This is a genomic window from Devosia ginsengisoli, assembly GCF_007859655.1.
GTDB lineage: Bacteria > Pseudomonadota > Alphaproteobacteria > Rhizobiales > Devosiaceae > Devosia > Devosia ginsengisoli.
In genome coordinates, this window is the sequence record NZ_CP042304.1 from 2,676,756 (window position 1) to 2,690,323 (window position 13,568).

General features: G+C 64.9%; 15 protein-coding genes. 8 read left to right on the forward strand and 7 right to left on the reverse strand.

The features are described 5' to 3' along the window. Positions 1 to 194: 194 nt before the first annotated feature. Positions 195 to 416 carry an NAD-binding protein gene (locus FPZ08_RS22380; protein ID WP_246132910.1) on the reverse strand — a complete coding sequence of 74 codons (222 nt, stop codon included), beginning with the start codon at positions 414 to 416 and terminating at the stop codon, positions 195 to 197. Positions 417 to 1,200: 784 nt separating this feature from the next. On the opposite strand from FPZ08_RS22380, the gene FPZ08_RS13050 reads away from it, so the two are divergent. From FPZ08_RS13050 to FPZ08_RS13060, 3 genes are all read left to right on the forward strand, one after another. Further along, positions 1,201 to 2,043: a hypothetical protein gene (locus FPZ08_RS13050; RefSeq protein ID WP_146290421.1), complete on the forward strand. Its 843-nt coding sequence runs from the start codon at positions 1,201 to 1,203 to the stop codon at positions 2,041 to 2,043. 127 nt (positions 2,044 to 2,170) lie between these two features. Then, positions 2,171 to 4,036: an AAA family ATPase gene (locus FPZ08_RS13055; protein ID WP_146290422.1), complete on the forward strand. Its 1,866-nt coding sequence runs from the start codon at positions 2,171 to 2,173 to the stop codon at positions 4,034 to 4,036. Next, complete coding sequence (locus FPZ08_RS13060; protein WP_146290423.1) at positions 4,033 to 4,443, forward strand: DUF6634 family protein; 411 nt, start codon at positions 4,033 to 4,035, stop codon at positions 4,441 to 4,443. The genes FPZ08_RS13055 and FPZ08_RS13060 overlap by 4 nt, the downstream gene beginning before the upstream one ends. Before the next feature lie 85 nt (positions 4,444 to 4,528). Here the strand turns inward: FPZ08_RS13060 and FPZ08_RS13065 are convergent, their stop codons facing one another. Both FPZ08_RS13065 and FPZ08_RS13070 read right to left on the reverse strand, forming a co-directional pair. Next, positions 4,529 to 5,701 carry an FAD-dependent monooxygenase gene (locus FPZ08_RS13065; RefSeq protein WP_186766987.1) on the reverse strand — a complete coding sequence of 391 codons (1,173 nt, stop codon included), beginning with the start codon at positions 5,699 to 5,701 and terminating at the stop codon, positions 4,529 to 4,531. Continuing rightward, positions 5,698 to 6,276: a TetR/AcrR family transcriptional regulator gene (locus FPZ08_RS13070; RefSeq protein WP_146290425.1), complete on the reverse strand. Its 579-nt coding sequence runs from the start codon at positions 6,274 to 6,276 to the stop codon at positions 5,698 to 5,700. Before FPZ08_RS13070 ends, FPZ08_RS13065 begins: the two co-directional genes overlap by 4 nt. Before the next feature lie 487 nt (positions 6,277 to 6,763). Here FPZ08_RS13070 and FPZ08_RS13075 point away from each other — a divergent pair, with 487 nt between their 5' ends. Further along, positions 6,764 to 7,204 carry a VOC family protein gene (locus tag FPZ08_RS13075; RefSeq protein WP_146290426.1) on the forward strand — a complete coding sequence of 147 codons (441 nt, stop codon included), beginning with the start codon at positions 6,764 to 6,766 and terminating at the stop codon, positions 7,202 to 7,204. Here FPZ08_RS13075 and FPZ08_RS13080 read toward each other — a convergent pair. Then, positions 7,201 to 7,587 (reverse strand): RidA family protein, encoded by a 387-nt coding sequence (locus tag FPZ08_RS13080; protein ID WP_210246893.1) that lies wholly within the window; start codon positions 7,585 to 7,587, stop codon positions 7,201 to 7,203. The two genes, FPZ08_RS13075 and FPZ08_RS13080, sit on opposite strands and share 4 nt — an antisense overlap. A 92-nt stretch (positions 7,588 to 7,679) precedes the next feature. On the opposite strand from FPZ08_RS13080, the gene FPZ08_RS13085 reads away from it, so the two are divergent. The 3 genes from FPZ08_RS13085 to FPZ08_RS13095 are packed head-to-tail and all read left to right on the forward strand — an operon-like array spanning position 7,680 to position 9,375. After that, positions 7,680 to 8,396, forward strand: coding sequence for a DedA family protein (locus FPZ08_RS13085; RefSeq protein ID WP_146290427.1), 717 nt, complete (start codon positions 7,680 to 7,682; stop codon positions 8,394 to 8,396). Between the two features lie 52 nt (positions 8,397 to 8,448). Continuing rightward, positions 8,449 to 9,015 (forward strand): tetratricopeptide repeat protein, encoded by a 567-nt coding sequence (locus tag FPZ08_RS13090; RefSeq protein WP_146290428.1) that lies wholly within the window; start codon positions 8,449 to 8,451, stop codon positions 9,013 to 9,015. A 57-nt stretch (positions 9,016 to 9,072) separates the two neighbouring features. Next, a complete protein-coding gene (locus FPZ08_RS13095) occupies positions 9,073 to 9,375 on the forward strand; it encodes a GNAT family N-acetyltransferase (RefSeq protein WP_146290429.1) in 303 nt (100 codons plus the stop codon). Here the strand turns inward: FPZ08_RS13095 and FPZ08_RS13100 are convergent. Together FPZ08_RS13100 and FPZ08_RS13105 are read right to left on the reverse strand one after the other, a co-directional pair. Beyond that, the gene (locus tag FPZ08_RS13100; RefSeq protein ID WP_146290430.1) at positions 9,369 to 10,418 is read right to left on the reverse strand and encodes a DUF3298 domain-containing protein; all 1,050 of its coding nucleotides are present in this window, start codon (positions 10,416 to 10,418) and stop codon (positions 9,369 to 9,371) included. The genes FPZ08_RS13095 and FPZ08_RS13100 overlap by 7 nt on opposite strands. A 54-nt stretch (positions 10,419 to 10,472) precedes the next feature. After that, positions 10,473 to 12,242 (reverse strand): sensor domain-containing diguanylate cyclase, encoded by a 1,770-nt coding sequence (locus FPZ08_RS13105; protein WP_246132649.1) that lies wholly within the window; start codon positions 12,240 to 12,242, stop codon positions 10,473 to 10,475. 131 nt (positions 12,243 to 12,373) lie between these two features. Between FPZ08_RS13105 and FPZ08_RS13110 the strand changes: the two genes are divergently transcribed. Continuing rightward, a complete protein-coding gene (locus FPZ08_RS13110) occupies positions 12,374 to 12,820 on the forward strand; it encodes a hypothetical protein (RefSeq protein ID WP_146290431.1) in 447 nt (148 codons plus the stop codon). Here FPZ08_RS13110 and FPZ08_RS13115 read toward each other — a convergent pair. Beyond that, on the reverse strand, positions 12,817 to 13,434 hold the full coding sequence (locus FPZ08_RS13115) for an alpha/beta hydrolase (RefSeq protein ID WP_146290432.1): 618 nt from the start codon (positions 13,432 to 13,434) through the stop codon (positions 12,817 to 12,819). The two genes, FPZ08_RS13110 and FPZ08_RS13115, sit on opposite strands and share 4 nt — an antisense overlap. Between the last annotated feature and the right edge of the window lie 134 nt (positions 13,435 to 13,568).

A 13,568-nucleotide genomic window follows, 5' to 3' on the forward strand; every position in this document is an offset into this window, starting at 1 on the left:
CGCCGTGCCGGCAATTGACTATCTACAGCGAAAAATTGAGAAACATCTACATTTGGACGCCAGGTACAGAGGGGCAAAATGAAAGTGACTGACGCTCGCCGTTATGGCGATAACGTTTGCTACGGATACACTCCACCACTCCTCCATCCGGCATCATCACGCACCGGTGAAAGGCAGGCTGCCAGACAGCGTGTTTAAGCCCTCGGCCATCGTCGGATCGGCGAGAATGGCATCACGTAAGGCAGTTGTCCGAGCATGGCGGCCTGCACCACTGCCATCACTTCACCCGACCGTCCCCTCACCTGCTTGACATCGGCGGACAACAACACCTCGATGCCGTCCGCCTCCAGGATGGCCTTCACCGCCTGTGAAACATCGGCGTCTTTGCGCCGCAACAGCCGGACGCCATGATCGATGGCCGTTACGCGGCTGCCGAAGCGCCGATAGGCCTGGGCGAGTTCGAGGCCGACATACCCCCGCCAATCACAATCAGATGGCCCGGCAGGCGATCCAGTCGAGTGCCTCGATGGGTAGGCGGTTCAGCCTCGTCGAGACCCGGAATTGGCGGGATGTTGGGATGCGTGCCCAGATTGAGGAATAGTTTTCGGTGGCAAGTCGCCACGTTCCGCCATCCAGACGGGCCAGTTGGCATCAGAGCAAGTCCTCAGGTTTCAGGCTTATGGGTATGGAAATGTTCGAGCTGGACAGATGCGGGGCTTTTGTCAGTTTTGTCGCTTCCGTCAATTCCGGCGCAGCCGGCCACCCGCCCGTTAACCCTTGTTTACTATTTGTTCCGGGCGGGGTTGATTGGATCGGGGATCCAGTGGAGCCTAGCTATGTCGATTCGCACTGCCGAATCGATGTCGGACCGGGGCCGCCGCAAGGCGGCCGACCCGCTGTTACCAGCAGCAGGCCGGCCTGACCAACGCAACCCTGCTTACACAGGAGTGTACGATGGCTATGTCCATGTACCGGCGGCGCACCTGCGCCTGCAAGGCCCCGAACACAGTTTCGGGGGGTAATCCCAACTCCGATCGGGTGACCACCGTCCAGGCCGCGGCCTGGATCTGCGTCGGCGCTCCGGGCGCGCGGCGGTCCTGACCGACCCCGGCGAGGCGCTGTTCCTCGCCATGTACCCGGCGCCTCGCCCCTACCCTCATTGGTTTCCCGTCATGTCCGGCCCCGCCGGAGGAGTTTTTCATGTCCCATGCCCATGCGCCCCTGGCACCATCGGATCTGCCTGCCCATCCCCTCGCGCATTTGCCGTTCGAACCCGTCGTCGAACGGCTCACTGCCAAATGGCCCCAGCACCGAGCCGCCCTCCTGTCGGCCTCTCCCGGCTTTGCCCTGATCGCCAGCGTCGATGGCAACTGGCTGCTCGCCCCCTGCGGTCCCGATGCGGATCCTGCCGTGATCGAAGGGCGTATCGAGCGCTATATGATCAACCGCTTCATCCTGATCACCGGCGCACCTACGCTCACGATCGCTCAGGCCGCCGCGGCACGCCGCATCGCCCACCAGACGCTGAGTGGTCCTGCCGCCATGCCGATCCTGGGGCCTTGCCCTGCCGGCGCCGCGGTCGGACCGTCCGACTATGCCGCGCTCCGCATCATGGTGGGCATGGCGCTCCACCGTCTCCATGACGAAGGCGTCCTGCCTGCCCAGGCCGCGCCGAGACAACTCGAGACCGGTGTGGTCACTGCCGCCGATGCCGCGGCCGCCGCTGCCCTGGCCGCCTTTAACCCGATCGCAGCATCACCCCTCAGGCTCGAAGGCGACCTGCATGTCCGCGTCGTGGAGGTGGTGGGCGGCTATGTGCTGCTGCCGGGCTCCTGCATCGACCTAGCGGCTAGCGGGGGCGCCGAGCGCATCAGCCGGCTGCTGGAAGACAGCCATGCCGGCCTGCTGTTGGCCCAGCAGGGCGGCATCTACTGGCTGCAGCAGCCGATCGGCTTCGCCACGCTCGAGGCCATCGCGATCTATTGCCTGGGGGACCGCGCGGCGTCGGAGGCGCGCTGGCATTGGATGACCGAGGTGCCCTAGCAGGGCTTGCGCGGCGACGCCTTGTTCGTTCGCCTCACCAGCATGCCACTCACCCTATGAACCTGCCGTGCTCGAACCACGGCATGTCACCGAGACCAATCAATACCCCTCCTCTTCAGGCAGTCCGATGACTCCTTCCAACTCCACTCCATCCTCCCTGCGACGGCTCGGCATCGCCCTGCTCGAGGCAACCCTTGGACCCGACCGCCTGATTGATCTCGCCGGCCACAGCCACCGCGTGCTGATCATTCGCGTGCCCGACAAAACCTGGCTCACGCCGCTGCACGAGGCGGCCGAGCAGTTCCTGCCCGAGGTGCGCCCGCTCAGCATTATCAGGCGCGATCGGGACGATGCCGACCGCCTGGCCAGCCTCTATCTCGAAGCGGGTCCATCATCGCTCTGGCTCACCCATGATCCTGAGCTGCTGCCCCCGGTGATCCGGCTGGCCGCCGACGAGGTACTGTCCCTGGCGCCCATCACAACTGCCCTGCTGGGCCAGGTCATCGCCGGAAGCACCGGCCGCGTCCCTCGCCGGCTGCGTCCCACCGATCATGCCGGACTGGGCCTGTTCGAGATTGCCGCCGCCATCCGGCCCGATACCACCGCCGACCAATGCGTCACCCGCCTGCGTCACATGGCGCGCCGCCAGGCCGAGGCCGGCATCCATCATCCCGATCCGGACCTGCTGGCCCTGCCCATTGTCGGGGCGGCGGCCAGGGACTGGGCAAGCGGGGTCGCCAGCGCCTTTGCCGCCATCCGGGCGGGAACGGCGAACGCTTCCCTGCTGCGCCATACCGTACTGCACGGCATGCCCGGCACCGGCAAGTCGCTGCTGGCCCGCGCCGCCGCCGCCAAGGCTTGCGTGCCGGTACTCGAGGCCAGCATTCCCGGCTTCTTCAGCGGCAGCGACGGCCATCTCAACACCGTTCTCTCCGGCGTGAACGGTTTCATCGACCGCCTGATCGCCAGCGCACCGGCCATCGGGGTTCTCGACGAGGTCGATGCCATCAGCGCCCGCTCCGCCCAGCGCGAGTACCAGGCCTATTGGACCAATCTCGTGGACGGGCTGCTCCTCGCCATCGATCGCCTCAATGCCTCCGGCGCAGCCGTGCTACTGGTCGCAACCACCAACCTGCTGTCCCATGTGGACCAGGCCATCGTCCGGCCCGGTCGCCTCGGGCACCACATCCTGATCGAGCCCCCCACCCGCGCCGACGACATCGGGGCCCTGTTGCGTCATCATCTGGAACGGCAGGCGCCGGCCCTGAAACTCTCCGATGCCACCCTGGCGCCACTGGTCCGCGCGCTGATCGGCCGCACGCCCGCTCGCATCGCCGATATCGTCAGCGCCGCCTGCGGCGCCGCCACCCTCGCCCGGCATTCACCTGACCTTGCCGATCTGTGGAAAGCCATGCCGCAGGGTCCCGATACCCGCGATAGCGACGGCGCCGCGCTGGCCGTGACAGCCCGCCACGAGGCCGCCCATGCCGTACTGGCGCTGCACCTGGGCCGCCACCTCATCAGCATGAGCCTAATTCGGGACGGCGATCGGATCGGCCACACCCTCATCGCTGCCCTTGACCGGCCCGCCACCTTGGCCGACCTCGAAGCCGAGGTGACCATCCTGCTGGGCGGACGCGCGATGGATCGGCTGGCCGGTCCCGGTCTCTGCGCCGGCGCCGCCGACGACCTGGAGCGGGCGCTCACCCTCATCGGCCTTGGCTACACAAGATGGGGTCTGCACGCCCTGCCCCTCAGCATGCCCGGCGAGACCATCGCCCAGCGCTGCGCCCGCGATCCCACCCTGACCGCCGCCATCGATGCCGACCTGACCCGCCTGCAGCAGCGGGCCACCGACCTGGTCTCCACCCTTGCCGAGCCCATTGCCGCCCTTGCCGCAACCTTGCTGGCCGAGCGCCATCTGGATGCCGACCGCATCCACGTCATCCTCGAACCTTTTGACGTCACAGACCCAACGGAGCCACAGCCATGACCCCCTTGCCCGAGTTCGACCTTCACTATCCCGACGGCCTCGCTTTGCTCGATCTCGGTGCGCTCATCGACCCCGATGCCATCCCCCGGACCCAACACCACCTCCCCCTTGTCGAAAAGCTGTCCCGGGCCATCGCCGACATCGAGCGCCTCAAGCAGGGCTGGCGGCCAACGCCCCAGGACCTCGCCCAGGCGCCGCTTCTCTCATCCTGGTCCTTCGCCGGTAGCCTCACGCCTGGCGGCACCTATCTGTCCGGCATCGTCACCGGACATCCGACAATCCAAAGCGGCGCCTTCTGCACGACATCCGTCCTCGTCGCCATCGAGGCCAGATCATGGACATGGGCGAGAACCGCATCACGCTTCTATCGCATCGAGCCGGGCGGGCCAGCCGCCCGGAGACGATGAAACCGGCCGCACCCTGGATCAACGTGCTCGATTAGGAGCGCTTGGGCGTAGGCGCATACCAACAGGAAAACACGCGCCTTCCCCGTTAATGCGAAGACAGTGAAAAGCCCTTTGAGCTGAACGAGAAGAACCGGTTCAGCAGGCCCGATAGCGGCGGCCAGGTCATGATGTTGACTGAGGTATCGCGGATGGCGGCATGGAACGGGGTGGCCGGCACGAACCACTTGGCCATGCGCCGCCCCGCCCGCTGCTTTTCCAGCACCAGCGGCCGCAGGTCCTGTTCGAACCGCGCCAAAGCCGCCGCGATATCAACAGCACCATCGAGCACCTGCCCCAGCGCGCGACCACCGGCCAGCGCCAGTGACGCGCCCTGCCCGGCCATCAGCGACACCGCATAGGCCGCATCGCCCACCAGAACCGTGCGCTGGCTCTGCCAATGGGCCATCTCCACCTGCGCCACCACGTCGTAGTAGATATCCTCGGGGCCCGGCGCCCCCGCCAGTGTTTCCGGCAGCACCCAGCCGAGATCACCAAAGGCGGCCTTGAGCCGCGGCAGCGGATCCTGCGGGCGCTCACGGCTGTCGTCGCGGATGACGAAAAAGGCCATGATGCGACCCGGATCAACCTCATAGAGGCCCACCATCCGGTCCCTGATCGCCATCATCTTGAAATCGCCGGCCAGCATTTTCGCCACCGCGGCACTGTCGAAGAAATAGGCGGCGGTGTGGAAGCCCAGATAGCGCAGGAAGCGCTCTTCCGGCCCGAAGGCCATGTGGCGCACCGCCGAATGAATGCCATCGGCACCAACCAGCAGGTCGGCCTCGAGACTGCCGCCATCGGCCAGGGTGACCGCAACGCCCCTGTCGCTGTTGTCGAACGACGCGATCTCGCTGGCATATCGAACCACGGCGCTATCGGGCAGTGCATCGTGCAGAACCTGCTCGATATCGCCACGCAGGATGGGGAACAGCTTGCCGCCAGCCGCCGCGCCGATCTGCTCGTAATCCATCTGCGAGCCGATACGGCCCGTGCCATTGACGAAATCGACCTTGTCGACGCCGCGCGCATGCGCCTTGAGGGCGGCGATGACGCCCAGGTCTTCGGCCGCCTCATAGCCGGGACCGAAGAAATCCAGCATATAGCCGCCGGCCCGCAGGCTTGGCGCCTTTTCGAGCAGGGTTACGGTCCATCCGGCCCGGCCAAGGGCGATGGCGGTGGACAGGCCGGCAATGCCGGCGCCGGAGATAATGGCTTTCATGATGTTTCGCTTTCTTCCGGGGCGATGGAATCGACAAAGGCGGTCCATGCAGCCAGTTGGCTGTCGCGCCGCTTCGGGAAGAGCTGCCGATGCAGGGCAAGACCATCGCCGGTGATGAGGATGAGCGCGGCAAGCCTGCTCCGCTCGTGCGGGGTGAAACGCTCCGGCGCCAGCAATTCGAGGGCTTCGACAAAAAGCGCTTCCGCCGCCCCGACCATGCCCGCCAAGCGCTGGCGCAGGTCGGGATCGGACTGCGCCCGGGCGGCAAAGGCGAAATAGGCGCCGGCCAGCGCCGGATCGTCATCCATCTGCGCCACCGTCTCGGCACCAAGGGCCAAAAGCCAGTCGCGTAGCCTGGTGCCAGGCTGCGGCCGCATATTGTCCATGCCCAGCAGAAAGACTTCGAAAGCCGCCAGCACCACGGCATTGAGCGTTTCGAAATGGTGGAACACATTGGCCTTGCTGACCCCGGCCTCCCGCGCCAGGCTGGCCGCCGTCAGCCCCGCCGCCCCCTCGCGCGCCAACAGCCGCATGGCCGCCGTAATGATCTCTTCGCGTTTTCCCGCTTTGGGCATCGATATCGTCTCCACGACAGCATTATACTGACCAACCGATCGGTCAGCAACCCTCAGGGGTGATTTTTGTGGGTGTGGGGCTTAGCCCATACCGACAGCCCCCATCCGAACGTCATTCCCGCGCAGGCGGGAATCCACTCTTCTGCGCTGAACTGAAGCGAGAATGGATTCCCGCCTACGCGGGAATGACACGGCGAGTGGGCAGGACGGGCGGGCAACGGCATGTCCGCGCCTTGCCTTCTCCCCTCGTGGGAGAAGGTGCCCCTCCGGGTCGCGTAGCGCCCGAAGGCAGGCTCCGGGCGGATGAGGGGGGCGCGGAGTTTCCCGCCGGCATTGAAGCATGGGAGGACCCAGCCCCCTCACCCGGAAATCCGCTGGACGCGGATTTCCACCCTCTCCCACAAGGGGAGAGGGTGGGCCCCACCACCATCCGTTGTGAGGCCGAACGACAGCCTGTAGGTTGCAGCGACACCCTGGAGATCGGAACATGGCGCTCAAGCGGATGGATAATATGGGGATCGTCGTCGACGACCTCGACGAGACGATCGATTTCTTTCTCGAACTCGGCCTCGAGCTCGAAGGGCGGGCCACGGTCGAAGGGGAATGGGCCGGGCGTGTCACGGGCCTGGGCGACCAGCATGTCGAGATCGCCATGATGCGCACGCCCGATGGCCACAGCCGGCTCGAACTCTCGCGCTTCATCAGGCCCGCCGTCGTCGCCGATCACCGCACGGCCCCGGTCAACGCCTTGGGCTATCTCCGCGTCATGTTCACCGTTGATAATATCGACGCGACGCTTGAAAGGCTCCGCAAGCGCGGCGCCGAGCTCGCCGGCGAAGTCGTCGACTATCAGAATGTCTATCGTCTCTGCTACATCCGCGGGCCTGGCGGCCTGCTGATCGGCCTCGCCCAGGAAATGGGCGGCTAAGGCCTTTTGGCCACCAGGTCGATCTCGACCAGCGCCCCCACGGCCAGCGCGGTGACACCCACCGTGGTCCGCGCCGGCAGTTTTCCTGGCGCGAAGAAACTCGGCCACAGCGCATTGAGCGCGGCATAATCGCGCTCGAACTGCGTCAGGTAGATCCGGGCCATGGTGACATGCTCCAGCCCCAGCCCGATGCCATCGAGCACGATCCTGAGATTGTCGACCACCCGCCGCGTCTGCGCCGCGATACCGTCGGGCAAGGGCGCCTCGGGCGCCGCCGGATCGGTCGGCATCTGCCCGGTAATGAAGACCCAGCCATCGACCTCGACGGCATGGGAAAAGGGGGCGACCGGGCGCGGGCCGCCCGAGATCATATGATAAACCATGTCACTCATAAGACACTCCGGCGTGATAGTGCTTGAGCGTCGCCTTCTTGGCGGCGATAAGTCAATCTTCGGTGGGCGTTGCGCACCGCGCAATGACACGGGTGCACATGTTCGACATCTTCCACACCGTCTCCACCTATCTCGAGAGCTTTCTCGACGCCATTTCCGGCAATTTCTGGCTGACCTTCTGGTTCATCTTCGCCGTGGCCATTGGTGAGGCGGTGTTCATCCTCGGCCTGTTCGTGCCCTCGACCCCGGTCCTGCTGATGGCCGGCGGCATCATCGCCGAAGGCCGCCTGCCCTTCTGGGAGGTCTATTTCGCCGCCGTGATCGGCGCCATTATCGGCGACGCCATCTCCTATACGATCGGCCATTTCCTCAAGGATTCGATCAAGGAGGTGTGGCCCTTCAAGAACCACAAGCCGCTGATCGCGCGGGGCGAGGTATTCTTCGAGCGCCATGGCGGCAAGGCGGTGTTCATCGGCCGCTTCATCCCCGGCGTGAAAGCCGTGATACCCGGCGTCGCCGGCATCATGGGCATGCGCTACGGCCACTTCACCATCATCAACGTCACATCGGCCTTCGTCTGGGCCGCCGCCCATATCCTGCCCGGCATGCTGCTGACCGCCTGGCTCAAGTCGATCGGCCTGTCGCTGGAGCTGGTGATCGTGGTCGGCACGCTGATCCTGGCCGGCCTGTTTATCCTGGTACACTACCACCGCCGCATCCTGCTGTTCTGCGCGCCCTGGCTGGGTGGCCTGGGCCGATCGATCCAGGCGCGCTGGGGCGCCCAGGAATCGACCCACTAGGACGCAAGCGAAATGCCTTGCGGCGGGCTGCAAAGGGCGTAGGCTCACGCCCATGAAGCCCCGCCGCATTGTCCTCTTCGGAGCCATGCTGGCCGCCCTTGCCGGGCCGGTCACGGCAGGCTTTTGGACCGTGCCAGCCTTGGCCCAGAGCCAGGCGCAGCAGCTCGATGAACTGTTTGCCACGCTCAAATCGGCCCCCGATCACGCGGCGGCCCAACGCATCACCACGCAAATCTGGACGCTGTGGACCCAGCCCGATGATCCGGCTTTGGCCGAGCGCATGTCCCTGGTGCTGCTCCGCCTCGGCATGTCAGACCTTGGCGGCGCAGTTGGCCTGCTCGACGCATTGGTGATCGACTATCCCGATTATGCCGAAGGCTGGAACCAGCGCGCCACCGTGCATTTCCTGCTCGGCAACTACGACCAGTCGCTGGCCGATATCGAAAAGACGCTGCAGCTGGAACCGCGCCATTTCGGCGCCCTTGCCGGCCGGGCGCTGATCTACCTGCAACGCGACCGGCGCGACCTGGCGCTCAAGGCGATCACCGAGGCACTGGACATTCACCCCTTCCTCGGCGAGCGCGCCCTCTTCCCTGAACTGAACGTCATCCCCATCTAACCTTGCAGAGACCTGCCGCAGTCGTCACACTGGCAGGGCAATATATCTGGAACCACCATGACCGAAACCGAACTCACCGTGCTGCGCGAAGACGGCGCCACGCGCGGCCGTTATGTCATCCATCTGGCCCCCGGCTATGAGGCGGAAATGACCTTCCGCAAGGGGGCCGATGGCACCATCACCATCGACCATACCGGCGTACCACCGGAATATGAGGGACGCGGCATTGCCGCCAAGCTGGTCAACAAGGCCATAGCAGATGCCCGCGAGCAGGGCTTCAAGATCGTGCCCATCTGCTCCTATGTCGTCGCCCAGTTCCGCCGCCACCCCGAATGGGCCGACCTGCGCGCCGCTCAATAGCCGTAGCGCACCTCGTCCTGCGTTTCGGCCTTGATGGCGTCGAGCTTGTCCCACGGAATGGTGATGGTCGGCGCGCCATAGGCATAGGCCGACACTTCATAGGGCTGGAACTGGATGATCAGCCCATGGTCGTTGGAGAGATCCCAGCGGCTCGGCTCGACCACGATTTCGGCAATATCGCCCGCCGTCTCCACCTGTAGCCATTCCGCATGCTCGGCCTGCAGCTCGGCCCAGGCGGCATCGACCAGCGTGCTGGCCCAGTCGTCGCCGGCAAAGATGTCCGAGGCGATGAGGCCACGATCCTGGTCGGCCAGGTAATGCAGGTAGCTGACGCTCCAATTGCCATGCGCCGCGCCGTGGCCGTACCAATAGGTGCTCACATCCATGGTGATGCGATTAGTGCCGCCCAACTCCTTGACCTTGATGATGACGCTGGTATCCGAGGACCCGTCGACGTCATCGATATCGCCGCCACCGGCCAGCGACAGAATATCGGACTTGTTCGCCCCCATTTCGGCAATGAAGCGGTTGAACGCCTCGGCCAGCGGATCATCGCTGTCGAGCTGCGGCATGACCACTTCGTGGCTCGCCACCTTCCAGTATGAATCGGGATTGTCCGCCTCATTCGGGTCGGGCAGCACCGCATAAGCCGACTGCAGGAAGAAGCGGTGCCCGGAAATCATCCGGCTCTGCTCCAGCACCCCGCTGCGCGTATTGAACTTTTCGACCAGGCACGAGGCCCCGTTGTCATCGTATCGGCCGCTGGTCATCACCTCGGCATCGTCGGTGCAGGCGCGCTGGGCATAGTCGAGCCAGTTGCGCTGGTCGGCCCGCATCAGCCCCACCGCGCCCTTGGTGAGCCCGCCCGTCGCCGTGGCGAAGCTCTTGGCCAACAAGTCATCGGCCGCCGACAAGTCGGGCATGTCGCAAATGGCATGTTCGAACGGCGTCGCGGCCTTGGTGCAATCGAAACTGGCGGCGCTGGCCGGAACGGCGGCAACAGCCAGCAAAATCGCTGGCAGCACAAGGCGGAAAGAGGACATGGCACAAACTCGACTGGGAACTGACCCCGACGCTGGCAGGCGACGAAGGCAGCGTCAACCCGTCGGTTGCACGGTGCGGGATGCCTCGGCGGCATCGGACGGATCGAAGATCACGACGCGATTGCGCCCCTCGCCCTTGGCCATGTAGAGCGCCGCATCGGCCATTTCGGTGACGGTCTCGATACTGTCGCCCGGCTCGACCAGGCTGGCGCCGACGCTGACGGTTACCGCGGCCGAACGGCCATCGGGCAGTTCCACCGGCCGGTCGCTGATAGCAGCCATGACCCCGAAGGCATTGGCCCGCAACAGCTGCGGCGCGCTGTCGTGCAGCAGCACGATGAATTCGTCACCGCCCCAGCGGGCGCAGACATGACCCTCGCCGACACAATCGACAATGCGACGGGAAATTTCCGTGATCACCGCATCGCCCGCAGCATGACCGAACGTATCGTTGATGGCCTTGAAGCGGTCGATATCGATCAGCAGCAGGCCATGCCGCCGCCCCGTCGCGGCCTCAAAGGCGGTGACGAAGCCGCGCCGGTTGGCGATGCCGGTCTGCGCATCGCGCGAGGCCAGGGTTTCGAGCGCCTCGGTTCGCGCCCGCACTCGTGCCTCGAGCAGCCTTGTATTGTCGCTCACCGCCACCGCCATTTCGGTAAAGGCCGTCGACAGCCGCCCCACCTCGTCCTGCCTGTCATCGGCCATAGCGCGCGCCGGGCCATATTCGCCCCGCCGCGCGCTATGAACCACCTCTTCGAGCCGCTTGAGCCGGTCCAGCACAGCCCGCTTGAACACCAGCACCATGATGGCCGCCACCAGCCCCATTACACCAGCCAGCAACAGCCCGATGGGCAGGAAGAGCCGCTTGTCGATGATGGCGTCGATATCCATCAGCGTGACATTGAACCAGCCGAGCTTGTCGAGATAGCCGATGCCGACCAGCGTCTGCTTGCCGCCTATGCTCATGAAGCGCGACAGGGCCACCGCCTCGCCGCCGGCCACCTGATCCATCAATTCGCGCAAGGCCGCTTCGTCTTCCGGCTTGTCCAGCAGCGAAAACACCGTGCGCTTGGCGCTCATTTCCGCGGTAAGGCTGCGCAGGTCCACCATGTCCTGGTCGCGATGCGCCTGCACTGCGCCCTGCCGGTCGACGAACATCGAGGTCACCCCGACCTGGGGAATATTGACCACTTCCTGGATGAAGCTGGTGAGATCGATGCCGGTGCCCAATATGCCCAACACCCGCCGCCCCTCGCGGATGACGCAGTTCATCCATACCTTCGTGACGCGCAGATTGGCGTCGTTATCCACATTGAGGTGGCAGCCCTCGCCCAGTGCCACGGTAGAATAATACCAGGCATCGCGCGGATTGTCTGATGTGACCGTGTAGCGGAACTGGTCGCCGGCATAGGAATTGGCGGCGTCATTGAAATAGTAATTGCCCGAGGCGCCGATGGTGAAAAAATAACTGTGATCAGCAAAGGACTGGCGGAAATGCTCCAGTTCGGCAATGCCGCGGCGCTTGAGATCGGGATTGGCTTCGTCATTGGCCCAGTCGCGGATCGACTGCGACCCGGCCAGCGTCTCGGCCAGCGACACCTCGCGCATCAGCGCTTCGAGGCCCCGGTAGCGATCGTAGAGAATCTGCTTTTCGGCAAACAATGTGCCGAGCTGCACGACGGTGGAGGCCACGATCCAGTTGAACGCCATATAGGCCGGCGCCGCCACCGCGGCAAAGCCGAGCAGCACCAAGATCAGCACGCGAATGCGCAGGCTGCTGGCAATGGTGTCTCGAAGCCCGCTGATTTGGCGCCTCGCTTGCATCAGGATCAGTCCCTTGGGAGACTGTTCCACACTGTTAGCCCGCACCCCTATAGAGTTCGTTAAGAAAGTGCTGCCACTGCCCGGATGAACCCGGTGGCGGGTCTATACGTTGGTCGAAAGAGGAGATCGGCATGACCAAGCTCGAAACCAAGATTCGCGCCCTGTTCGACGCCTATGCCAAACGCAGTGACGACGCCCTGCAGGACCCGCCGCTGGAGGACGTCAATGGCATCGTCAACGCTTTCGCCCCCTTCTTCGTCGAATCCAGCCCAAGGGGCGTCATCGGCGGGGCCAACGACAACAGCTTCCGCGAAATGATCCCCAAGGGCTTCGCCCGCTACCGCGCCGTGGGTGGCAAGCATATGACGATCAAGGGGCTGAAGGTCATCGAGCTCGACCATTGCCACGCGGTCGCCGATATCGACTGGGATTTCGCCTATACCAACAAGGCGGGCCAGAGCGGCCACGTGACCTTCACCAATTTCTACTTCGTCACCATAGCCGACGGCACGCCGAGGATTTTCGGCTATGTCACCCCCGACGAGCAGCAGGCGATGCAGGATCACGGCCTCGTTTAGGCGCGGATTGTGCCCAGCCCGCTGAGGAAAGCCTGCGTCTCGCGCAATTCCTCCTGCCGCAGCTCATGCCCGCCCGGATGCCAGAACAGATTCGTCTCGGCCCCCTGCCCGGCAAAATAGTCGCTCAGCCCCTGCGTCATCGCCGCCGGGGCCATCGGGTCGCGCTGGCCCGCCGTGATCAGCACGCGCTTGCCGGTCAAATCCACCTTGGGCGGGCTGAACGGGATCATCGGATGCATCAGCACGCTGGCATCGAACAGGCCGGGCACCTCGAACTGCACCGCAGCCAGGATATTGGCGCCGTTGGAATAACCCAGCCCCACCACCTGCGCCGCATTGCCCTCGGCCTTGCGCGCCTCGACAAAGGCCACCATCTGCGCGACACGCAAAGCCAGGTCGTCCATGTCATAGACGCCCTCGCCGGTGCGCCGGAAATAGCGCAGCGCCCCTCCCTCGCTGACATCGCCCCGTGGTGCAACCACCCGGGCGCCGGGCAGCAATTGTCCCGCTAGGTCGAAAAACTGGTTCTCATCGCCACCGGTACCGTGGAACACCAGGAATAGCGGCGCCTGCGCCGTGGCGCCCTTGCCTTCGCGATAGTGATAGTCGGCCATGGCCGGAACTCCTCAAATGCCGTTGGCTCCCATATCGGCCGCCGGCCGACGTGGCGCAACCGCCCAGCCCGCCACGCACTGTTGCCGTTTGCGAAACAATAAGCGCCGGCTGCCGATTGCTGGCCGGTCGCTTT